This is a genomic window from Mycobacterium sp. AZCC_0083 (assembly GCF_014202335.1).
Taxonomy (GTDB): domain Bacteria; phylum Actinomycetota; class Actinomycetes; order Mycobacteriales; family Mycobacteriaceae; genus Mycobacterium.
Window position 1 is genome coordinate 137577 of the sequence record NZ_JACHGP010000002.1, and the last position, 20904, is coordinate 158480.

Consider the following 20904-nt stretch of genomic DNA (forward strand, 5'->3'; position numbering starts at 1 on the left):
GGGCCCCGTACACATCGTGTACGGGGCCCGACCGCTTTTCGTCGCACGCGGCCCGTGTAGACAAGGAGCCGTGACGAATTCCGTGACTGCCGGCTTCGATGACGTACTCGGACTGAAGATCCTCGAGCTGACGCCGGACGGCGGCCGGGCGCAGTTGACCCTCAAGGACGATCTGCTGCAGCCGTGGGGCATCGTGCACGGCGGCGTGTACTGCTCGATCATCGAGAGCCTTGCCAGCACGTCAGCGCACACCTGGCTCAATGCCGAGGGCGCCGGCGGCACCGTCGTCGGCGTGAACAACAACACCGACTTCCTACGGGCCATCTCGTCGGGCACCGTCACCGCGGTGTCGATCCCGATCCACCGGGGCAGGCGACAGCAACTCTGGCTGATCACCATCACCAACGAGGACGACCGCGTGGTGGCCCGCGGCCAGGTGCGGTTGCAAAACATCACCGAGGCCCCGCGCCAGTGAGCTAACGCGTGCGCTGCTGACTGCAGCTGACCGTGGCAGGATCGCGCACTATGCGCTTGAGTCCACACGAGCAGGACCGCCTGCTCATCTCGTACGCTGCCGAACTCTCCCGTCGCCGTCAAGCGCGCGGCCTTCGTCTCAACCACCCCGAGACGGTCGCGCTGATTACCGACCACATCCTCGAGGGCGCCCGCGACGGCCGCACGGTTGCCGAGCTGATGGTCAGCGGACGCGAGGTGCTCAGTCGCGACGATGTGATGGAGGGCGTGCCGGAAATGCTCCACGACGTCCAAGTCGAGGCCACCTTCCCGGACGGCACCAAGCTCGTCACCGTCCACAATCCGATCCCGTGAGGCAGGCATGATTCCAGGAGAGATCGTTTACGGCGAAGGAGACATCATCCTCAACGAAGGCGCCGAGCGCCTGGAACTGGATGTCGTGAACACGGGTGACCGGCCGATACAAGTCGGCAGCCATGTGCATCTCCCTCAGGCCAACGCGGCGTTGGCGTTCGATCGGGAAGCCGCCCACGGGCACCGGTTCGACATCCCCGCAGGTACCGCCGTTCGGTTCGAGCCAGGTATCGGCCAGCGCGTCGTGCTCGTGCCGCTGGGCGGCTACCGCGAGGTGCACGGCCTCACGCTCGATCCGCCAGGAAAGCTGGATCCGCGGTGACCGAACTGTCGAGAGCCCGCTACGCACAGCTGTACGGCCCGACGACCGGCGACCGGATCCGGCTCGCCGACACCGACCTGTTCATCGAGATCACCGACGACCTCAGCGGCGGTCCCGGGCGCGCAGGCGACGAGGCGGTGTTTGGCGGCGGCAAGGTGCTGCGCGAGTCGATGGGACAAGGCAAGACCATCCGCGCCGAGGGCTCCCCGGACACCGTGATCACCGGTGCCACGATCGTGGATCACTGGGGAATCATCAAGGCGGACATCGCAATCCGTGGCGGGCGCATCACCGGCATCGGAAAAGCAGGCAACCCCGACATCATGCCGGGCGTGAGCACCGACCTCGTCGTCGGACCGGCCACAGAAGTGATCGCAGGCAACGGGCTGATCGTCACCGCGGGCGCCATCGACTGTCACGTGCATCTGATCTGCCCGCAGATCATGGAAGAAGCGCTCGGCGGTGGTATCACCACGATCATCGGCGGTGGCACCGGACCAGCGGAGGGCAGCAAGGCCACCACGGTCACGCCAGGCGCCTGGCATTTGGCCCGGATGTTGGAGGCGCTCGACCACTGGCCCTTGAACATCGCGTTGCTGGCCAAGGGCAACACGGTCAGACTCGACTCGATGCGCGAGCAATTACGCTCCGGCGCTTCGGGTTTCAAGCTTCATGAGGACTGGGGTTCTACCCCCGCTGCGATCGACGCGTGCCTGCGGGTGGCAGACGAATACGGAGTCCAGGTCGCGCTGCACTCGGACACCCTCAACGAGCTCGGTTTCGTCGAGGACACCGTGTCCGCAATCGCCGGCCGTGGCATCCACGCTTATCACACTGAGGGGGCCGGCGGCGGACACGCTCCGGACATCGTCACCGTCGTCTCGCAACCCAACGTGCTGCCGAGCTCGACCAACCCGACCCGTCCGCATACGGTCAACACCCTCGACGAACACCTCGACATGCTCATGGTGTGCCACCATCTCAACCCCAGCATCCCTGAGGACCTAGCCTTCGCCGAGAGTCGGATCCGGCCGTCGACGATCGCCGCCGAGGATCTGTTGCACGACATCGGAGCCATCTCGATGATCGGCAGCGACGCGCAGGCGATGGGCCGCATCGGTGAGGTGGTCATGCGGACGTGGCAGACCGCGCACATGATGAAGAAGCGTCGTGGAGCGCTGCCTGGCGACGGTCCCGCCGACAACAACCGGGTGCGCCGCTACGTCGCGAAGTACACGATCAACCCGGCGATCGCGCATGGTTTCGACCACGAGGTCGGATCCATTGAGACCGGCAAGCTGGCCGACCTCGTGCTGTGGCACCCATCGTTCTTCGGCGTTCGCCCGCACGCGGTGATCAAGGGCGGCATGATCGCGTGGGCCGCGATGGGTGATGCCAACGCATCCATCCCCACCCCGCAGCCGGTGCTGCCCCGACCGATGTTCGGCGCAGCCCCCGCAGCAGCCGCGGCCAACTCGGTGCACTTCGTCGCGCCGCAGGCCATCGAGGACCGGCTGGGCGACCGGATCGCGGTGAAGCGCCGTCTGGTCGGCGTCCGCAACGTCCGCAAGGTCGGGAAGGCTGAGATGGTGCTGAACGACGCGATGCCCCACGTCGAAGTCGATCCCGACACGTTCACCGTTCGGATCGATGGCGAGGTGTGGGAGGAGCAGCCAGCCACCGAACTGCCGATGGCGCAGAGATATTTCCTGTTCTGATGTCCAGCCTGGCAGAGCTTTCCACACTGTTGGCCCTGTCCGACTCCCGGCTGCCGACGGGCGGTCACGTCCACTCCGGCGGGGTGGAGGAAGCCGTGACGAGTGGTCTGGTCGTCGACCTCATAACGCTTCGGGCCTTCCTGCGGCGCCGCATCCGGACGCACGGTCTCGTCACCGCATCGGTGGCGGCGGCCGTCCATGCGGGCACCCTGAGCGTGGCGGACGCCGACCGTGAAACCGATGCGCGCACACCGGCTCCCGCGGCCCGCCGCGCATCCCGGGCGCAGGGGCGGGGCCTGGCCCGACTGGCCAAGCGGGTGTGGCCGGAGCGGGACTGGGCCGCCGTCGGCATGAAACCCCATCTCGGCGTTGCCGCGGGCGCGGTCGGCATCGCCAGCGGTCTGGTGCCCGAGCAGACGGCACTCTCAATCGTCTACACCACGATGACCGGGTCGGCGACCGCGGCACAACGACTCCTTGCGCTCGACCCGGGGGACGTCGCGGCGCTGACCTTCGAATTGTCGTCACTGTGCGACCAGACCGCAGCCGTGGCTGCCAAGGAGCTCGCCGACCTGTCGGATCCACTGCTCGACGTGCTGGCCCAGCGTCACGTCGAACGCGACCGACCACTCTTCGTCTCCTGAAAGGTGCACGATGCCACCACATCTGCTCGACGGTGAACCCCACGGCCATACCGAACGCCCCCGGCGGGCCCGGCACGCAGGGGAGCCGCTGCGCATCGGCATCGGCGGACCGGTCGGCTCGGGCAAGACCGCGCTGGTCGCCGCGCTGTGCCGGCAGCTGCGCGACGAGTTGTCGCTCGCAGTGCTGACCAACGACATCTACACCACCGAGGACGCCGACTTCCTTCGCAGGCACGCGGTGCTTCCCGACGAACGCATCGCCGCGGTGCAGACCGGTGGGTGCCCGCACACTGCCATCCGTGACGACATCACCGCCAACCTGGATGCGATCGACGATCTGATCGCGGGCAACGAGGCGCTCGACCTCATCCTCGTCGAGTCCGGTGGCGACAACCTCACCGCCACCTTCTCGTCGGGTCTGGTGGACGCGCAGATCTTCGTCGTCGACGTGGCCGGCGGCGACAAGGTGCCACGCAAGGGCGGCCCAGGCGTGACCTTCTCGGATCTGCTGGTAATCAACAAGACCGACCTGGCCCCGATGGTCGGCGCCGACCTCGAGGTGATGCGCCGGGACGCCGCCAAGGTGCGCAACGATCGCCCGTTCGTGCTCATCTCACTGACTGAGGATCCCGCCGCGACGCTCGTCCTCGACTGGGTGCACCAGCAGCTACGCGTGTCGGTATAAGGACCGCGGCGACAATGCTTTCCGACGTTCTGATCGTTGCGCGCCCCGACCGCACGCCGAGCATCGAATGCATGGGCGGCGTGGCTGCCCGTCGCACCGACGTCGACACCGTGCACCTGGTGTCGGCGGCGGCAACCCCGCTAGGCGGGGACACCATCAGGGTACGGCTGGTCGTCGAACCCGGTGCGCGGCTGCGGGTGCGCAGTGCGGCGGCGACCATGGCGATGCCGGGCATGGCCACCATGGAGTCACGTGCCAGTTGGGATCTGGAGGTGGCAGGCGACCTCGATCTCGACCCGCAGCCCACCATCGTCGCCGGTGCGGCACGTCATTTCAGCACGATCCGGCTGACGCTGACCGGAGATGGCCGGGCGCGCCTTCGCGAGCGAGTCCAGGTCGGCAGATCACGTGAACGGCAAGGGTTCTGGTCGGGTTCGATGCACGCCGACGTCGATGACGCACCGCTGTTGCGGCACCGCGTGGAACTCGGCGTCGGCTCGGTGACCGCCGACGAACTCGGCACCCCGCTGGCATGTGTCAGCGAACTGCGTTATCCCGAAACGGCATTCGCCGCCGAGGGCACTCTGCTGGAGCTGGCTGCCGGTGGCTGCCTGGCCACCTGGCAGGGCGAGCGCCTGCGGGGCTGATTCCCGGGTCGCTTCGCTCTCCCCCGCAAGCGGGGGGACCCCCAGCGCCGAATGCTAAGAGGCTGCTCTCTCGGTTTCCTTCACCGAAGCCGCGATGTCCTCGAGTTGCTCGATCCGAGTTCGCGCATAGGCCTGCTGCTCGGTGATCGTCAGCTGGCCGCGGCTGCGGCTCAGGAACGTCACCGCCCACGACAACAACGTGGCGACCTTGGTCTTGAACCCGACCAGGTAGATCAGGTGCAGGCCCAGCCACGCGAGCCAGGCGAGGAAGCCGCCGAACTCGAGCTTGCCGACCTGTGCCACCGCGTTGAACTTGGACACCGTCGCCATCGAGCCCTTGTCGAAGTACTTGAACGGCTCACGGGGCTTAGGCGTGGTGCCGTGCTCGCGTGCGGCGACCTCGTTCTGGATGATCTTGGCGACGTACTTGCCGCCCTGGATGGCGCCCTGCGCCATGCCGGGCACGCCCTCGACGAACGCCATGTCGCCGACGACGAACACGTTGGGGTGGCCTGGGATGGACAGATCTGGGTTCACCTTTACCCGGCCGGCCCGATCGATCTCGGTCTCGGACTGGTCGGCCAGATCGCGACCAAGGGGGCTGGCCGAGACGCCTGCCGACCACACCTTGCAGGCCGATTCGATGCGCCGGATGGTGCCGTCGGCGTCCTTGACCGTGATGCCGTTGCGGTCCACGTCGGTGACCATGGCGTTCAGCTGGATCTCGACGCCCATCTTCTCCAGCCGTGCTTGAGCCTTGAGGCCCAGCTTCTTGCCCATCGGCGGGAGCACGGCCGGCGCGGCGTCGAGCAGGATGACGTGCGCCTCGGTCGGGTCGATGAGCCGGAAGCTGCCCTTGAGGGTCTGGTCGGCCAATTCCTGGATCTGGCCAGCCATCTCGACACCGGTCGGCCCTGCGCCGACGACGACGAAGGTCAACAGCTTCTTGCGGCGCTCCGGGTCGCTGGACCGCTCGGCCTGCTCGAAGGCGCCAAGGATGCGGCCGCGAAGCTCCAGCGCATCATCGATCGACTTCATGCCGGGCGCGAACTCGGCGAAGTGGTCGTTGCCGAAGTACGACTGGCCCGCGCCCGCCGCGATGATGAGGCTGTCGTAGGGCGTCCGGTAGGTGTGCCCGAGCAACACCGAGTCGATCGACTTGTGCTCGAGATCGATGTGTGTCACGTCGCCGAGCAGCACCTGGGCGTTTTCCTGCTTGCGCAGGATCAACCGGGTGGGCGGAGCGATCTCCCCTTCAGAGATGATGCCGGTGGCCACCTGGTACAGCAGGGGCTGGAACAGGTGATGGGTAGTGCGGGCGATCAGCTTGATGTCGACATCGGTCTTCTTGAGCTTCTGGGCGGCGTTGAGACCGCCGAACCCCGAACCGATGATGACGACTTTATGCCGATCCGTTGCCGTAGCTCCGGGGTGGCTCATTGCTGCTCCTCGCGTGCGAATACCTACTCAGTACAACCGCTAGGTTAGTCGGCACGCTTCCAGGCAGCGCGGTGAGATCAACCACCACACCCAGTGTTCACCCGGTGATCAGCGGCTTCAGCTTCTCTGCGACCGCCGTGGCGCCTCCCGGCTGGTAACCGTTCAGGCTCGTCACCGGGCTGATGATGACGCCGTCCACGCCAGCGTCGAAGACCTTCGTCTTGATCTGGTCTGCAACCTGTTCGGGGCTGCCGAAGACCGCTTGCTGCTTGAAGTCGTCGGGGATCACGTCCGCCGTGACGTTCTCGTCGATGATCGCGATGACGAGCGCGCTGGTTTCCAGCGTCGACGGATCGCGCCCGATCTTTTCGCACGCCTCCTTGACCACCTGCACCTTGCGGGGCAGCTCGTCGAACCCGGCGATGATGTTGAGGTGGTCGAAGTGCTTGGCCGCCAACGGAATCGTCTTCTTCTCGCCGCTGCCACCGATCATCAGCGGAATGTGGTCGCGGAAGCGCGGCTCGGCCATCGCCTCCTGCGTGCGGTAGTACTTGCCGGTGAACGTCGGGCGTTCACCCTCGAGCATCGGCAGGATGATCTGGAGCGACTCGTCGAGCTTGTTGAACCGGTCGGTGAACGTCCCGAAGTCATAGCCGAGTGAATCGTGCTCGAGCTCGAACCAGCCGGTGCCGATGCCGAGGACGGCGCGGCCCTGGCTGATGACGTCCAGAGTGGTGATCGCCTTGGCCAGCAGGGTGGGATTGCGGTAGCTGTTGCCGGTGACCAGGGTGCCCAGCTGGACGCGTTCGGTCACGGCTGCCAGCGCGCCGAGGGCGGTGTAGGCCTCGAGCATCGGCTGGTCCGGCGTGCCAAGACCGGGGAGTTGATAGAAGTGGTCCATCACGAAGACGGAGTCGAAGCCGGCCGCTTCGGCTTCCTGCGCCTGCGCGATCACCGTGGGGAAGAGTTCGTTGACGCCGGTGCCGTAGGAGAAGTTCGGGATCTGTAGTCCGAGTCGAATCGTCACAGAAGCGACCCTAGCCACGGTTAAACGGAACCGGAACCCCGTTTCGCTGCGCGCGAACCCGGGAATACCGCGTCAGCCGAAGTTGGCGAGCGCTCCGTGGCTCACGTGCAGCGTCTGGCCGGTGATGTGCCGCGCCGCAGGAGTGGTGAGGAACAGGGCCAGCCGGGTGATCTCGGCGGCCACCGACGGCGGCGTGGTGGGGATGCCGTCGTAACCGGGCTCGGCACCCCGGCCCGAGGCCACGGTGTTCATCGTGACGCCCCGAATGCCGAAGTGAGTGGCCTGCCCGGCGGTCCAGCTGGACAACGCGGCCTTGATCGCCGATTCCGGGCTGCCCTCGGCAGGGTTGTCGGCGACGACGTTGATGATCGAGCCGCCAGAGCGTAGGTGGTCGCCGAGGATCTGCACGGTGAGCACCGCGGACAGCACCGTGGCATCGAGGGCAACGCGCCAGGACGCAGCGCGTTCGGCCAAGGTGTAGGTGCGCGGGTCACCAGAGTTCCAGTGCGGCGCAGGCACGTTCACGATGGTGTCGATGTGGCGCGGGAACGCCGCGCGGGCGTCCTCCAGGCTGGCGGCGTCGGTGTTGTCGAAGACGATCGCGTCGACGTCCAACTCCTTGGCTGCGACCTCGAGGTCGTCTCGGCGGGAGCCGGCGATCACCACGCGATGGCCCGCGTCACGGAAACCCTCTGCGATGGCGCGACCGAGTTCGGTATCGCCGCCGGTGAGCAGCACATCCATCACCAAGACCTCCTCGTGTTCGACGCTGAACCCAGCGAGTCGGGAGACATGTTACTGGACGGTAGCTAGCTGGCGAAACTCGCCACGCGCACAACACGCAGACGCGTCACCTTAGGTCACCTAGGGTTTGCATCGTGAAGCGAAGCCAATCGATCATCGGTGCCATCTCGGCTGCCCTGCTGGTCATGCTGACCGGCTGTGGATCTGATTCCGCTACCCCTAGCTCGTCCTCCACGAGCACCCCTGCGGGCGGCACGCTCACGGTGTACGCCGCGGCGTCACTGAAGCAGACGTTCACCGACATTGGCGAGCAGTTCAAGACCGACAATCCCGGCTGGACGGTCGACTTCACCTTCGCAGGGTCCTCCGACCTGGTCACGCAGTTGACCCAGGGCGCCAAGGGCGACGTCTTCGCCAGCGCGGACACCAAGAACATGGACAAGGCCGCGACGGCTGGGCTGCTCGCAGGCGACCCGGTCGACTTCGCGTCGAACACGCTGGCCATCGTCGTCGCACCGGGCAACCCCAAGAAGGTGACCTCGTTCGCCGACCTCAACAAGCCCGGACTCACGGTGGTGGTGTGCGCGCCCCAGGTGCCGTGCGGTTCGGCGACCGAGAAGGTCGAGCAGTCCACCAAGGTGACGCTCAACCCGGTCAGCGAGGAGTCGTCGGTGACCGACGTGCTGAACAAGGTGACCACCGGCCAGGCCGACGCCGGGCTGGTCTACGTCACCGATGCGCTTGGCGCAGGCGACAAGGTGGCCAAGGTCGACTTCCCTGAGGCCGCCGCGGCGGTGAACACGTATCCGATCGGCGTGCTGAAGACCGCGGCGGACGCTGCTGCTGCCCATGAGTTCGTCGACCTGGTCACCGGGGAGGCGGGGCAGAAGATCCTGTCGCAGGCGGGGTTCGCCAAGCCTTGACGCATTCGGCCGGGTTGCCCCGCTGGCTCTACCTCCCCGCAGCGGTCGGGGCGATCTTCGTCGTCCTGCCCCTCGTCGCGGTAGCCGGCAAGGTCGACTGGTCGCAGTTCTGGACTCTGATCAGCAGCCGATCGTCGGTCACCGCACTCGAGCTCAGCATGAAGACGGCAGCGATCAGCACCGTAATGTGCATCGTCCTTGGCGTGCCGATGGCATTGGTGTTGGCCCGCAACGACTCCCGGTGGGTGCGCTGGACCCGGCCGCTGATCCTGCTGCCGCTGGTGCTGCCGCCGGTCGTCGGCGGCATCGCCTTGCTCTATGCGTTCGGCCGACTCGGACTGCTCGGCCGCTACCTCGATGCGGCAGGCATCCAGATCGCGTTCACGACGACGGCGGTGGTGCTAGCTCAGACGTTCGTGTCACTGCCGTTCCTTGTCATCGCGATCGAGGGGGCCGCCCGCACGGCAGGCGCCGACTACGACGTGGTGGCCGCGACGTTGGGCGCCCGGCCGACGACGGTGTGGTGGCGGGTGTCGTTGCCGCTGCTGGCACCCGGGCTGGCGTCGGGCGCCGTGCTTGCCTTCGCCCGATCGTTGGGGGAGTTCGGCGCCACGCTGACGTTCGCGGGTTCGCGCGAGGGCGTCACCCGAACGCTCCCGCTGGAGATCTACCTGCAACGCGAGAGTGATGCCGACGCAGCGGTGGCCCTTTCGCTGCTGCTCGTCGTCGTCGCTGCGGTGGTCGTGATCGGCGTCGGTAGTCGCGCGCTCAAGCCGGGTGGTGCCGGTGGGTGGTGACGCGCCGTGACCGGCGTGCAGGTGCGAGCGGTCGTCGAGGTCCGCCGTCTCGACGTCGAGTTCGGCGTCGCGGCAGGTGAGGTGTTGGCCGTACTCGGACCCAACGGGGCGGGAAAGTCGACGCTGCTGCACGTGCTCGCCGGCCTGGTGCGGCCCGATACGGGCACCGTGCGCGTCGGCGATCGCGTGCTGACCGACACGGCGGCCGGGGTCCAGGTGGCCACCCACGCCAGGCACGTCGGGCTGCTGCTGCAAGATCCTCTGCTGTTTCCGCACCTGGACGTGGCCACCAACGTCGCGTTCGGCCCGCGTAGCGGAAAGCGCCTCGCGCGCAAGGAATCCCGCGCCGCGGCCCACCGCTGGCTCGAAGAGGTGGACGCCGGGAATCTTGCCGGGAAGATGCCGCGACAACTCTCCGGCGGGCAGGCTCAACGCGTCGCACTCGCCCGCGCGTTGGCCGCCGACCCCGACGTCCTGCTCCTCGACGAACCATTGACCGGACTCGACGTGGCGGTGGCGTCGGCGATACGGAAGGTGTTGCGCCGCGTGCTGGCGCGCGACGGGCGCTCCGCGGTGCTGGTGACCCACGATCTGCTCGACGTCGTCACGCTGGCCGACCGCGTCGTGGTGTTGGAGGCCGGCAGGATGGTCGAGTCGGGCACGGCCGCGGAGGTCCTTGCGAAGCCGCGCAGCTTCTTCGGCGCCCGCTTCGCTGGGGTGAACCTGGTGGCGGGGCGAATCCTCCCCGACGGGAGCCTGGCCACCAGCTGGGGGACGACGTGGCACGGCACCGTCGGCGACGACGTTGGCACCGGCGACGCCGCGGTGGCCATCTTCGCGCCGTCGGCCGTCGCGGTTCATCGGGACAAGCCGCATGGCAGTCCGCGCAACACGGTCGAGGTCGTGGTGGCCGAGTTGGACACCAGGGGACCCGCGATCCGCGTGCGCGCCGACGAGCAACCCGACGGGGCCCCGGGGCTCGCCGCCGACATCACGGTAGAGTCCGCAACCGACCTGAGGCTGGCACCGGGGGAGCGCGTCTACTTCGCGGTGAAGTCTCAGGAGATCACGGTTCACCCTGGGCCGTAACGGAGCCAGCGGTCGTCGCGATCAAGCGAGCAGACCGCTCGGACGTTGAATGCGGGTTAGCCCACAGGCACCGCCCGGGCCTTGTCGTGCCAGCAATCAAGCTCGAATGCCGTTGGCACGCCTTTTCTTTGCACAGCAATTTCCAAGACAGACACTCTAAGAGCAACTCACACTTGCGTCACGGCGGTAACACGGTATTTTCGTCCCATGCAAAAGCCGGACTCCCCCCGACACAGCTGGAGCACGGCGAGGAAGTTGGCGATCGCGACGGTGACGGCCGCGACCGCGGTGACCCTCGTTCTGCCCGGCATCCCGGCCACCGCGGATCCGGTGCCGCCACCGCCAGCCCCGCCGGCGACAGCGCCTCCGCCGCCTGCTGATCCGAATGCGCCGCCACCGTCACCGCTGGATCCGAATGCGCCGCCGCCGGACCCCGGTGCGCCCGCGCCTCCGCCGCCGGAGCCCGGCCGCGTCGACAACACGGCGGGTGGCTTCAGCTACGTCGTACCCGCCGGCTGGAAGGTCTCGGACGCCACCCAGCTGTCCTACGGCCAGGCGTTGCTGACGAAGATCCCTGCCGCGGGTACCGAACAGCCACCCAGCGACACCAGCGTGTTGCTCGGACGGTTGGACCTCAAGCTGTTCGCAGGCGCCGAGGACGACAACACCAAGGCGGCCCAGCGGCTGGCCTCCGACATGGGCGAGTTCTTCATGCCCTTCGCCGGGACCCGCATCGGGCAGGCGACGGCTCCGCTGGATGCCGCGGGCATGCCGGGCGCCGCGTCGTACTACGAGGTGAAGTTCACCGACACCACCAAGCCCAACGGCCAGATCTGGGCGGGCGTAGTCGGGTCGACGCCGCCGCCGGGCTCGCCCCGCAGCCAGCGGACCCCAGAGCGCTGGTTCGTGGTGTGGCTCGGCTCGGCCACCAACCCGGTCGACAAGACCGCTGCCACCACGCTGGCGCAGTCCATCCGGCCGTTCACGCCGCCGCCGCCTCCCGAGCCGCCGCCACCGGACCCGAACGCGCCGCCACCGGACCCGAACGCGCCGCCGCCGGATCCCAACGCGCCGGCACCACGGCCGGGCATCGGTGTGCCAGTGCCGGTGACCAACGCGCCGCCGGAGATGATGCCGCCGGGCTGATCTCGGGCCGGTATTAGGACGATCGTGCACGTTTCGGCTGCCGAATCGTTACCACGTGCGGGTATACCGGAGGGTGATCCAGCGGCTGCGCTGAATCACCCGGCGACAGGCAGGGGTTCGTCATGGACATGATTGCGGCTACCGAATATCTGGCCTTCGCCCCGCCAACGGCGGTGGGCTGGTTCGCCTACGTCGTCATCGGAGGGATCGCAGGCTGGCTCGCCGGCAAGATCGTCAAGGGTGACGGGCAGGGAATCCTGCTGAACATCGTCGTCGGGATCATCGGCGGCTTCATCGGCGGCTTCCTGCTCGAGAAGCTGGGCGTCGACGTCATCGCGGGACGCTGGTGGTTCACGTTCTTCACTTCGCTGCTGGGCGCGGTGATCCTGCTCTGGATCGTCGGGCTGGTGCGGCGCAGCTCCAAGTCGAAGTAACCACCAACGCGTCAGGCTCATCGTGACGATGTCGGCATGGCGCGTGCGCCACCCCGGTCCCATGAGCACTGGCCCGCTGGAACGCGTCGACGTGCCGGTGCCGGTACCCGCACCCGACGAACTGCTCGTCGCGGTCGCGGCGTGCGGTGTCTGCCGCACCGACCTGCACGTCACCGAGGGTGACCTGCCGGTGCATCGGGCCGGAGTCATCCCAGGCCACGAGGTCGTCGGCGAGGTGGTGGCGGCGGGCTCGGCTGCCGGGGCCGATTTCGCGGTCGGCGACCGGGTGGGCATTGCCTGGTTGCGGCACACCTGCGGGCAATGCGCGTATTGCCTTCGGGGCCGCGAGAACCTCTGTCCGCAGTCCCGCTACACGGGCTGGGACGCCGACGGCGGTTATGCCGAGTTCGCTACCGTGCCTGCGGCTTTCGCACATCGACTGCCCGACGGCTACACCGACGAGGAGCTCGCACCACTGCTGTGCGCTGGCATCATCGGCTATCGGTCCCTGACTCGGGCCGAGCTACCCGAAGGCGGCCGGTTGGGGATCTACGGATTCGGCGGCAGTGCGCACATCACCGCTCAGGTCGCGCTGGCCCAGGGCGCCGAGGTGCACGTGATGACGCGCGGTGTGCCTGCCAGGGAACTGGCCATGGCGCTCGGCGCGGCGTCGGCCCAGGGCGCCGACGACCCACCGCCGGTGAAGCTCGACGCGGCGATCCTCTTCGCCCCGGTGGGCGAGCTGGTGCTGCCCGCCCTCGAAGCGCTGGACCGCGGCGGAACTCTTGCGATCGCAGGCATCCATCTCAGCGACATCCCCGAGCTGAACTATCAGCGACATCTGTTTCAGGAGCGCCAGGTTCGGTCGGTCAGCTCCAACACCCGGGCCGACGCCAGAGAATTCCTCGACTTCGCGGGCCGCCATCACATCGCAGTGACCACTCCGCGGTATCCGATGTCGCGCGCTGATCGGGCGCTTGCCGATCTGGCCGGCGGTCGGATCGCGGGGGCTGCCGTCCTGACCGTCGACTAAAGCGCCGCGAGCGCGCCACGCAGCGCCGCGCCGAGCGTCCCGCGGCCGGTCCGGTACAGCGGACCGCGCCCGTCGGACAGAAGGATCCGGAGTCGGGCCACGCCGCGGGCGCGGACCGGGAACGGGTCTTCGAGTCGGTTGCAGACTGCGCTGATGACCTCCGCACAGAGCCGCACGGCGTCGGCCTGAACCGGCACGTGCGCGGTGAAGCGGCCGCCGGCCTCGGCCTGGTGCACGGCGACTCGGAGAGTGCACGCCAGGTCGTTTCGTTCGCGGGCCGAGGTCAGCCGTGCACCGTGCAGCGCAAGTGGGCTGCCAGGCAGAGCCTTGACGCCGTCTTCGATCTGGTGGTCGTATCGGCCCGCGTACAGCCAAGCCCGTAGACGGGCCGACCACGTTGCATCTCCCCGTCGCTTCGCTCGCCCCCGGTGTGCATCTCCCCGTCGCTTCGCTCGCCCCCGGTGTGGCGCGCCGGTCTGCCGTGAGCCGAGGCCCGCGGCGGGCAGCGTCGCGAGAACGTCGAGCCAATCCTGCTGTCGTGGCGACATCTCAACCTCTTCTTTCGTGACTAGTATCGACGCTATACCGGTCACCATGACTAGTCAATCTTTAATACCGGTCACGAACGGTCTAGACTGACCACATGTCATCGATACCGGCGAAGTGGCTCGACGACGAAGAAAAGAAGCCGGCACCCGACCCGCTGCGGCGCGTGCAGAGCCTGATCAACACGCTGGACATGGAGTCCGGCCTCGACCGGCTGGCGGCCGCAGGGGACGCCGCGCCATGGATGGCGACGAACGGACTGCTGACCCCGGGCGGCACGCCGACCGACGACGATCTCTCGACCCTGATCGGAGTGCGAGAAGGCTTGCGCGCCTTGGTGATTCAGAACACCGACGGCCAGGCTCCCGACCCGACACTGGTGTCGCCACTTCACCAGTTGGTCGAGGACGAACCCGTGCGTGCGGCAGTGGGCGAGGACGGCGCGGTGCGACTGGCGCCTGTGGGGGATTCGCTGCGGGCCCGTCTGGTTGGGCTGTTGCTCATCGTCTCCGACGCGCAGCGTGACGGGACGTGGGCTCATCTGTTGGCGTGCGCGAACGACGACTGCCAGTGGGCGTTCTATGACCGTTCGCGCAATCATGGCGGCACCTGGTGCGATATGGCGACGTGCGGGAACAAGCTGAAGAATCGGGACTTCCGCGCCAGGCGGCGAGTGCGCTAAGTCGAGAGGTGCCAGACCAGGGCCGCGGCCAGCGCCCCGAGTCCGTTCAACGACCAGTGCAGGGCGATCGGCGCGATGAGGCTGCCGCTGCGCCTGCGCAGCCACGTGAACACGAAACCGGCCGCACCGGTCGCGACGACCGCGAGCACGACGCCGGCGACCATGCCGACAATGCCGAGGCCGAACAACTTGCTGAACCCGACGTTGCTGCTCGTCAGTCCGAGGGACGTGGCGATGTGCCAGAAGCCGAACAACAGGGAACCGGCCGCGGCGACACCGCGGAAACCCCAGGCTCGATTAAGCGTTCCGTGCAGAACCCCCCGGAAGGCGAGTTCCTCGGGAATCACCGTCTGCAGCGGGATGATGACCATCGACGCGATCAGGGCACCGGACATCGTGGCGTAATGGTCGTTCATGAACATCGGTCGCGTCCATGGCAGCAAGGCGCCAACGGCGATCACCGTGGCTACCAGTGCGACCGCGCCGAGCGCGTATCCCATGCCGGACTTCCAGTGCTCACGTCCCAGCCCGAGCTCCGACCAGTCAAGACCGCGGGAACGGACCAGCAGGAGCAGCCCGATGGCCGCGGCAGGCACCGTTGCGACGTTGGCCCACGGGGTGGTGAAGTGGGCGATGAGGTTCGTCAGCGCCAGCACCACCACGACGACGCCGATGTCGACGTAGATGCGGAAGTGATGCAGGGCAGAGAGCTGACCGATCAGCGGGTGGGGTGGCGCAGCCACGGCGCTGAGGTCAGACATAACCGCCCAAGTCTACGTTGGACCCGCCAGTCGGCGCCGGTGCTCGCTGAACGATACTGATTCGCATGTTTGACGGGTGTCAGCTTTTGGCGTCGGTGCGGGTCCTCGACATCGGAGGCGCCGAGTCCGATGGCGTTGGTCGCCTGCTCGCCGACCTTGGCGCCGACGTGCTCAAGGTCGAGCCGCCAGGAGGTGCACCCTCGCGCGCGGCACAGCCCACCGTGTCCGGGTCCAGCGTCCCGTTCACCTTGAACAACGCCAACAAGCGCGCTGCGGTGCTCGATCCTGCCGACGCCGGTGACCGCGAGCGCTTCACCGAGCTGGTCTCGGGTGCCGACATCCTGATCGACGGCGGCACTCCCGGTGGCGCCGACGCGTTCGGCACCTCGGCTGTCGAACTCGCCGATCGCTTCGATCATCTGGTGGCGCTACAGGTGACCGACTTCGGCGCGTCGGGCCCGCACGCGGCATGGCAGGCCACCGATTCCGTGCTGTACGCGATGTCGACGGGACTGTCCAGGTCGGGGCCGACCACCGGCAGGCCGGTCCTGCCGCCGTACGGCATCGCGTCGGCCACGGCTGCAGTGCAGGCGGCATGGGCGACGCTGGTCGCCCACTACAACCGATTGCGTTGCGGGACCGGCGATTACATCGACTTCTCGCGCCTCGAGGGCGTCCTGCAGAGCCTAGATCCGCCGTTCGGCTCCGAGGGGCAGGCAGCGGTCGGGCTGAAGGCGTCCCACGAACTATGGCGTGGCAGACCCCGCAACCAACAGCTCTATCCGACGTTCGCCTGCGTCGACGGATTCGTCCGGATCTGTGTGCTGTCGCCGAGACAGTGGCGCGGTATGCGGGCGTGGCTCGGGGAGCCGGAGGAGTTCTCCGATCCGAAGTTCGAGATCCTCGGGGCCCGCTACGCCGCGGCCGACGAGCTCAACGCCGCCATCGCCGATCTGTTCGGCCCGCAGACGATGGAATCGCTTGTCGCCGAGGGGCAGCGACGGAGCGTCCCGATCGCCGCCGTGCTCACACCAGCCGACACGTTCGCGTCCGACCACTTCCAGTCTGTGGGCGCGCTCACCGAGACCGATCTCGCGGACGGAACCCCGATGACCGTGCCGACCGGCCCGTTCGTGGTCGACGGTGGTCGCGCAGGGATCGTCCGGCCCGCTCCTGCGGTCGGTGCCGACGAGCCGGCGTGGACCGCCGCCCGCCCCGGGACGGGCAGTCCCATCGGCCAGGTCACAGATAGGCCGTTCGAGGGCTTGCGGATCCTCGACCTCGGCATCATCGTCGCGGGAGGTGAGCTCGGGAGGTTGTTCGCCGACCTCGGAGCCGAGGTCATCAAGGTCGAGAGTGCGGCGTATCCGGACGGGCTGCGACAGACGCCGCCGGGTCAACTGCTGAGCCGATCCTGGGCGTTGACCCATCGTAACGAATCCGGCCTCGGCCTTGACCTGCGCCACCCCGAAGGGGCCGCGGTCTTCCGCCGCCTAGTCGCGGACACGCACGCGGTGTTCGCGAACTTCAAGCCGGGAACACTTGCCGCCCTGGGTTTCTCCTACGACGAGCTGCGCAAGTTGAATCCGCGGATCGTGCTTGCCGAGAGCAGCGCATACGGCGCGACGGGACCGTGGAGTGGCCGGATGGGTTACGGCCCGCTGGTGCGGGCGATGACCGGCGTCAGCCGACTCTGGACCTCGGACGATCCCGCCGACCCCAATTTCTATGATGCCACCACGATCTTCCCCGACCACGTCGTCGGGAGGATCACCGCCGTCGCTGCGCTGGCTGCCCTGATCAACCAGCTCACCACCGATGCCGGCGCTCACGTCCACATCTCACAGGCGGAGGCCGCCGTCAACCAACTCGCCACGACCTACGTGGCCGAGGCCGCCCGCGCGGCCGGTCTTGCCGTCGTCGACGACGCGGCGATTCACGCCGTGTGCCCGTGTGCGGGTGACGACGAGTGGTGCGTGATATCGGTCCGCTCCGAAGAAGACCGCATCGCCGTGGCCAAGGCCATCGGGGTCGCCGAACTATCAGGCAGTACAACGGAGTTCGCCGATTCGGTGTCGGCTTGGACGGCTGGCCGCGACAAGGGCGACGTCGTCGAAGCGATGCAGGACGCGGGCGTACCCGCGGGGCCGATGAACCGGGCCGTGGACGTGCTGGCCGATCCCCAGGTGGCGTTCCGCCGGCTCTACACCGAGATGATCCACCCTTTGCTCGAGGCGCCGCTGACCGCCGAGACGCATGCCGCGCCCTTCCTGCACATCCCCGACGCGGCGATGCGGCCCGCACCGATGCCGGGGGAGCACACCCGCGAGATCGCCAGGACGCTGCTGGGTTTGGATACCGAGCAAACCGAGCGCTTGATCACCGAGGGCGTGCTGTTCAGCTGGACCAATCCCGACGAGGAAACCAGGAGCTCCACATGACGACTGCGATCGACGCAGGCGCAAGGGTGTTCGTCGACGGGCACTTCCGCAAAGCGGTCGAAACTCAGGCCGTGATCGAGGCCGCAACGGGTGAACCGCTCGGCAACGGTTCGGCTGCAACGGAATCCGAAGTCGACGACGCGGTCGCCGCCGCTCGCGTCGCCCTTCCCGGATGGTCGGCGACGCCCGCGGCGGAACGCGCCGAGGTGCTGCTCCGGTTCGCCGACGCACTGCAGGCCCGCGCCACGGACACGAACGAGCTGTGCACGCGCGAGAACGGCATGCCGATCCGGCTGTCGCGGGGTGCGAACGGAATCTTTCCTGCGGCACTACTGCGGTACTACGCGGGCCTGATCGGTGACGCCGCCGAGGAAGAGATTCGACCGTCCATGATCGGGCACACGATCGTGCGGCGCGAACCCGTCGGCGTCGTCGGCGCGATCACCCCCTGGAACTACCCGCAGGCGTTGGCGGCGATGAAGATCGCCCCCGCGCTCGCCGCCGGCTGCACCATGGTGCTGAAGGCGGCGCCCGAAACCGCGTTGGACGCCTTGATCTTCGGCGAGGCGGCCCACGACGCCGGCTTGCCTCCTGGAGTGCTCAACATCATCGCGGGCGGCCCCGTCGCGGGCGCGCACCTGGTGCAACATCCCGGCGTCGACAAGGTGGCGTTCACCGGTTCGACTGCGGCGGGCCGGGTCATCGGCGAGATGTGCGCGCGGTTGGTTCGTCCGGTCACGCTGGAGCTTGGTGGAAAGTCGGCGGCAATCATCCTCGACGACGCCGACCTCGACGCAACCATGAAGGGGCTGCGCTCGGCGTCGTTCGTCAACAACGGACAGACCTGCCATCTGAGCTCGCGGATCCTGGCGCCGCGGTCGCGCTACGCCGATGTGGTCGACGCGGTGGCCGCGCTGGCCGACGGGCTCACCGTCGGCGACCCATTGGAGAAGTCCACCGACGTCGGTCCGCTGGTCAGTGCCCGCCAGCGTGAGCGCGTGCTGGACTACATCGAGATCGGCAAGTCCGAAGGTGCCAAAGTCGTGGCCGGCGGCTCCGTTCCGGCCGATCAACCCAGGGGCTGGTTCGTCTCGCCAACGGTGTTCGCCGACGTGGACAACTCGGCCCGCATCGCGCAGGAGGAGATCTTCGGACCGGTGCTTGCCGTCATCGCCTACGACACCGAGCGCCAGGCGATCGACATCGCCAACGACAGCGAGTTCGGTCTTGGCGGCACTGTTTGGTCGACGGATGCCGACCGTGCCACCGACGTCGCCCGCGCAGTACGCACCGGGTCCATCGGCGTCAACGACTACGCCCTAGACCTGCAGGCACCGTTCGGCGGGGTGAAGGCCAGTGGCATCGGCCGCGAGCTGGGACCCGAGGGGCTTGCGGCCTACCAGACCCTGAAGTCCATCTACCGGGTCGGCCCGGCTTAGCCCCTTCGAAAGGTTTCATCGGTGCCCATCGACCCCAGAACGCCCGTCCTCGTCGGCTACGGCCAGGTCAACCAGCACGACGACGATCCATCGGTCACGCCCATCGATCTGATCGAGCGGGCCGCCCGCGCCGCAGCGGATCCTCGCGTTCTGGAGGCCGTCGACTCGGTGCGCATCGTCAACCTGCTGTCGTGGCGGTATCGGAATCCCGGTCTGCTCGTCGCGGAGCGCATCCGGGCATCGCATGCGGATAGCTGGTACAGCAGCGTCGGCGGCAACGTACCCCAGTCGCTGGTCAACCAGGCCAGCCTCGACATTGCTGGTGGCCGCGTCGACACCGTGCTGATCGCAGGCGCCGAGGCGTGGCGCACCCGCACGAGGGTACGTGCTGCGGGTGGCACGCTGGACTGGCCCAAACAGGACGAATCGGTGCCAGAACCGAAGGGCGCCAACGACAAGTTCGAGATGGCAGGGCCCGTCGAGATCAAGATCCACCTGGACCGGCCCGCGTACGTCTACCCGCTGTTCGAGCAGGCGTTGAGGATCGCCGCGGGGGAGACGTCGGACGCGCACCGCCGTCGCATCGGCGAGCTCTGGGCCCGGTTCAGCGCAGTGGCCCAAGACAATCCGCACGCCTGGAACCGGAATCCCTTGTCCGCGAGGGAGATCTGGCAGCCCGGGCCCAGCAATCGGATGATCAGCTGGCCGTACACCAAGCTGATGAACTCGAACAACATGGTCGATCAGGGCGCCGCACTTATGCTGACGTCAGCGGAGAAGGCGACGCACCTCCAGATCCCCACCGACCGGTGGGTGTTCCCCTACGCAGGCACCGACGCGCACGACACCTACCTGATCGGCGAGCGTGCCGAGTTCAACACCTCGGCTGCCATCCGGATCGCGGGCAGGCGGGCACTCGAACTGGCGGGAACGAGCATCGACGACGTCGACCTGGTCGACCTCTACTCGTGCTTCCCATCGGCGGTCCAGGTCGCGGCGAACGAACTCGGACTACCCCTGGACGACCCCCAGCGCCCACTCACGGTCACCGGCGGCCTCACGTTCGCCGGCGGGCCGTGGAACAACTATGTATCGCACTCCATCGCCACCATGGCGGAGCGACTGGTGTCGGCTCCAGGCGCCGTCGGCTTCATCAGCGCCAACGGCGGCTACCTCACCAAGCACAGCTTCGGCGTCTACGGAACCCAACCGCCCGCAGGCGACTTCCGTTGGGAGGACGTGCAACCCACCGTCGACGCCGAACCCACCCGAGTCGCGGAGGTGGAATGGTCTGGCGTCGGCACCGTCGAGACCTGGACCACCCCCTTCACCAGGGATGGCGCACCGGAGAAGGCGTTCCTCGCGGTCCGCACCCCCGAGGACACCCGCGCGCTGGCGATGATCACCGACGCAGGAGAAGCCGAGGCCAGCATCCGCGAGGACATCGCGGGCGCCAAGGTGCGGGTGGAGGCCGACGGTACTGCCGCCCTGCTCTGACCGTGCCCGACCACGAGCGACCGCGCCCGACCACTAGCGCGTAGCGCGGTGGTTACGCGCT

General features: G+C 67.8%; 22 protein-coding genes. 17 read left to right on the top strand and 5 right to left on the bottom strand.

Annotated features, from left to right (window positions below; translation table 11 throughout):
* Positions 1-70: 70 nt before the first annotated feature.
* From HNP02_RS04180 to HNP02_RS04210, 7 genes are read left to right on the top strand one after another with little or no spacing between them, the layout of a single operon-like run.
* A complete protein-coding gene (locus tag HNP02_RS04180) occupies positions 71-475 on the top strand; it encodes a PaaI family thioesterase (protein ID WP_184435404.1) in 405 nt (134 codons plus the stop codon).
* A gap of 50 nt (positions 476-525) precedes the next feature.
* On the top strand, positions 526-828 hold the full coding sequence (locus HNP02_RS04185; RefSeq protein ID WP_184435406.1) for an urease subunit gamma: 303 nt from the start codon (positions 526-528) through the stop codon (positions 826-828).
* Positions 829-835: 7 nt separating this feature from the next.
* Positions 836-1150: an urease subunit beta gene (locus HNP02_RS04190; protein WP_184435416.1), complete on the top strand. Its 315-nt coding sequence runs from the start codon at positions 836-838 to the stop codon at positions 1148-1150.
* Complete coding sequence (locus HNP02_RS04195; RefSeq protein WP_184435418.1) at positions 1147-2868, top strand: urease subunit alpha; 1722 nt, start codon at positions 1147-1149, stop codon at positions 2866-2868. The genes HNP02_RS04190 and HNP02_RS04195 overlap by 4 nt, the downstream gene beginning before the upstream one ends.
* A gap of 8 nt (positions 2869-2876) precedes the next feature.
* On the top strand, positions 2877-3512 hold the full coding sequence (locus tag HNP02_RS04200; RefSeq protein WP_184436487.1) for an urease accessory protein UreF: 636 nt from the start codon (positions 2877-2879) through the stop codon (positions 3510-3512).
* A 10-nt stretch (positions 3513-3522) separates the two neighbouring features.
* Positions 3523-4197, top strand: a complete 675-nt coding sequence (ureG, locus tag HNP02_RS04205; RefSeq protein WP_184435420.1) for an urease accessory protein UreG — start codon at positions 3523-3525, stop codon at positions 4195-4197.
* A 14-nt stretch (positions 4198-4211) separates the two neighbouring features.
* Positions 4212-4844 carry an urease accessory protein UreD gene (locus tag HNP02_RS04210; RefSeq protein ID WP_184435422.1) on the top strand — a complete coding sequence of 211 codons (633 nt, stop codon included), beginning with the start codon at positions 4212-4214 and terminating at the stop codon, positions 4842-4844.
* A gap of 54 nt (positions 4845-4898) precedes the next feature.
* Here the strand turns inward: HNP02_RS04210 and HNP02_RS04215 are convergent, their stop codons facing one another.
* The 3 genes from HNP02_RS04215 to HNP02_RS04225 all read right to left on the bottom strand — a co-directional run bounded on the left by HNP02_RS04215 (position 4899) and on the right by HNP02_RS04225 (position 8055).
* Positions 4899-6284, bottom strand: a complete 1386-nt coding sequence (locus HNP02_RS04215; RefSeq protein ID WP_184435424.1) for an NAD(P)/FAD-dependent oxidoreductase — start codon at positions 6282-6284, stop codon at positions 4899-4901.
* Positions 6285-6381: 97 nt separating this feature from the next.
* Complete coding sequence (locus tag HNP02_RS04220; protein ID WP_184435426.1) at positions 6382-7311, bottom strand: LLM class F420-dependent oxidoreductase; 930 nt, start codon at positions 7309-7311, stop codon at positions 6382-6384.
* 72 nt (positions 7312-7383) lie between these two features.
* Positions 7384-8055, bottom strand: coding sequence for an SDR family oxidoreductase (locus HNP02_RS04225; protein WP_184436489.1), 672 nt, complete (start codon positions 8053-8055; stop codon positions 7384-7386).
* Between the two features lie 185 nt (positions 8056-8240).
* Between HNP02_RS04225 and modA the strand changes: the two genes are divergently transcribed.
* From modA to HNP02_RS04255, 6 genes are all read left to right on the top strand, one after another.
* Positions 8241-8978, top strand: coding sequence for a molybdate ABC transporter substrate-binding protein (modA, locus tag HNP02_RS04230; protein WP_184436491.1), 738 nt, complete (start codon positions 8241-8243; stop codon positions 8976-8978).
* The gene (locus HNP02_RS04235) at positions 8975-9775 is read left to right on the top strand and encodes an ABC transporter permease (protein WP_184435433.1); all 801 of its coding nucleotides are present in this window, start codon (positions 8975-8977) and stop codon (positions 9773-9775) included. The genes modA and HNP02_RS04235 overlap by 4 nt, the downstream gene beginning before the upstream one ends.
* A gap of 6 nt (positions 9776-9781) precedes the next feature.
* Positions 9782-10864: a sulfate/molybdate ABC transporter ATP-binding protein gene (locus tag HNP02_RS04240; protein ID WP_184435441.1), complete on the top strand. Its 1083-nt coding sequence runs from the start codon at positions 9782-9784 to the stop codon at positions 10862-10864.
* A 207-nt stretch (positions 10865-11071) separates the two neighbouring features.
* Entirely contained in the window at positions 11072-12010 is a 939-nt protein-coding gene (locus HNP02_RS04245; RefSeq protein ID WP_184435443.1) for an APA family fibronectin-binding glycoprotein, read from the top strand.
* A gap of 122 nt (positions 12011-12132) precedes the next feature.
* Complete coding sequence (locus HNP02_RS04250; RefSeq protein ID WP_184435445.1) at positions 12133-12444, top strand: GlsB/YeaQ/YmgE family stress response membrane protein; 312 nt, start codon at positions 12133-12135, stop codon at positions 12442-12444.
* 28 nt (positions 12445-12472) lie between these two features.
* Positions 12473-13477, top strand: a complete 1005-nt coding sequence (locus HNP02_RS04255) for a zinc-binding alcohol dehydrogenase family protein (protein WP_184435447.1) — start codon at positions 12473-12475, stop codon at positions 13475-13477.
* On the opposite strand, the gene HNP02_RS04260 is transcribed toward HNP02_RS04255, so the two are convergent.
* Positions 13474-14025 (bottom strand): hypothetical protein, encoded by a 552-nt coding sequence (locus tag HNP02_RS04260; protein ID WP_255506195.1) that lies wholly within the window; start codon positions 14023-14025, stop codon positions 13474-13476. The two genes, HNP02_RS04255 and HNP02_RS04260, sit on opposite strands and share 4 nt — an antisense overlap.
* Before the next feature lie 95 nt (positions 14026-14120).
* On the opposite strand from HNP02_RS04260, the gene HNP02_RS04265 reads away from it, so the two are divergent.
* Positions 14121-14705 carry a CGNR zinc finger domain-containing protein gene (locus HNP02_RS04265; protein ID WP_184435449.1) on the top strand — a complete coding sequence of 195 codons (585 nt, stop codon included), beginning with the start codon at positions 14121-14123 and terminating at the stop codon, positions 14703-14705.
* On the opposite strand, the gene HNP02_RS04270 is transcribed toward HNP02_RS04265, so the two are convergent.
* Positions 14702-15466 (bottom strand): CPBP family intramembrane glutamic endopeptidase, encoded by a 765-nt coding sequence (locus HNP02_RS04270; RefSeq protein ID WP_184435451.1) that lies wholly within the window; start codon positions 15464-15466, stop codon positions 14702-14704. The two genes, HNP02_RS04265 and HNP02_RS04270, sit on opposite strands and share 4 nt — an antisense overlap.
* Before the next feature lie 65 nt (positions 15467-15531).
* Here HNP02_RS04270 and HNP02_RS04275 point away from each other — a divergent pair, with 65 nt between their 5' ends.
* Genes HNP02_RS04275 through HNP02_RS04285 form a run of 3 tightly spaced genes read left to right on the top strand, consistent with a single transcriptional unit; the run spans position 15532 to position 20843 of the window.
* Positions 15532-17907 (top strand): CoA transferase, encoded by a 2376-nt coding sequence (locus tag HNP02_RS04275; RefSeq protein WP_184435453.1) that lies wholly within the window; start codon positions 15532-15534, stop codon positions 17905-17907.
* A complete protein-coding gene (locus HNP02_RS04280; protein ID WP_184435455.1) occupies positions 17904-19346 on the top strand; it encodes an aldehyde dehydrogenase in 1443 nt (480 codons plus the stop codon). The genes HNP02_RS04275 and HNP02_RS04280 overlap by 4 nt, the downstream gene beginning before the upstream one ends.
* Positions 19347-19367: 21 nt before the next feature.
* Positions 19368-20843, top strand: coding sequence for an acetyl-CoA acetyltransferase (locus tag HNP02_RS04285; protein WP_184435458.1), 1476 nt, complete (start codon positions 19368-19370; stop codon positions 20841-20843).
* The last annotated feature ends 61 nt before the right edge of the window (positions 20844-20904 follow it).

What these genes read in the sequence shown, in the direction of transcription:
- HNP02_RS04185 (WP_184435406.1), top strand. Translation starts at nt 526, where the DNA reads ATGCGCTTGAGTCCACACGAGCAGGACCGCCTGCTCATCTCGTACGCT.
- HNP02_RS04190 (WP_184435416.1), top strand. Translation starts at nt 836, where the DNA reads ATGATTCCAGGAGAGATCGTTTACGGCGAAGGAGACATCATCCTCAAC.
- ureG (WP_184435420.1), top strand. Translation starts at nt 3,523, where the DNA reads ATGCCACCACATCTGCTCGACGGTGAACCCCACGGCCATACCGAACGC.
- HNP02_RS04210 (WP_184435422.1), top strand. Translation starts at nt 4,212, where the DNA reads ATGCTTTCCGACGTTCTGATCGTTGCGCGCCCCGACCGCACGCCGAGC.
- HNP02_RS04215 (WP_184435424.1), bottom strand. Translation starts at nt 6,284, where the DNA reads ATGAGCCACCCCGGAGCTACGGCAACGGATCGGCATAAAGTCGTCATC.
- HNP02_RS04225 (WP_184436489.1), bottom strand. Translation starts at nt 8,055, where the DNA reads ATGGATGTGCTGCTCACCGGCGGCGATACCGAACTCGGTCGCGCCATC.
- modA (WP_184436491.1), top strand. Translation starts at nt 8,241, where the DNA reads ATGCTGACCGGCTGTGGATCTGATTCCGCTACCCCTAGCTCGTCCTCC.
- HNP02_RS04245 (WP_184435443.1), top strand. Translation starts at nt 11,072, where the DNA reads ATGCAAAAGCCGGACTCCCCCCGACACAGCTGGAGCACGGCGAGGAAG.
- HNP02_RS04250 (WP_184435445.1), top strand. Translation starts at nt 12,133, where the DNA reads ATGGACATGATTGCGGCTACCGAATATCTGGCCTTCGCCCCGCCAACG.
- HNP02_RS04255 (WP_184435447.1), top strand. Translation starts at nt 12,473, where the DNA reads ATGTCGGCATGGCGCGTGCGCCACCCCGGTCCCATGAGCACTGGCCCG.
- HNP02_RS04260 (WP_255506195.1), bottom strand. Translation starts at nt 14,025, where the DNA reads ATGTCGCCACGACAGCAGGATTGGCTCGACGTTCTCGCGACGCTGCCC.
- HNP02_RS04265 (WP_184435449.1), top strand. Translation starts at nt 14,121, where the DNA reads ATGTCATCGATACCGGCGAAGTGGCTCGACGACGAAGAAAAGAAGCCG.
- HNP02_RS04270 (WP_184435451.1), bottom strand. Translation starts at nt 15,466, where the DNA reads ATGTCTGACCTCAGCGCCGTGGCTGCGCCACCCCACCCGCTGATCGGT.
- HNP02_RS04275 (WP_184435453.1), top strand. Translation starts at nt 15,532, where the DNA reads ATGTTTGACGGGTGTCAGCTTTTGGCGTCGGTGCGGGTCCTCGACATC.
- HNP02_RS04280 (WP_184435455.1), top strand. Translation starts at nt 17,904, where the DNA reads ATGACGACTGCGATCGACGCAGGCGCAAGGGTGTTCGTCGACGGGCAC.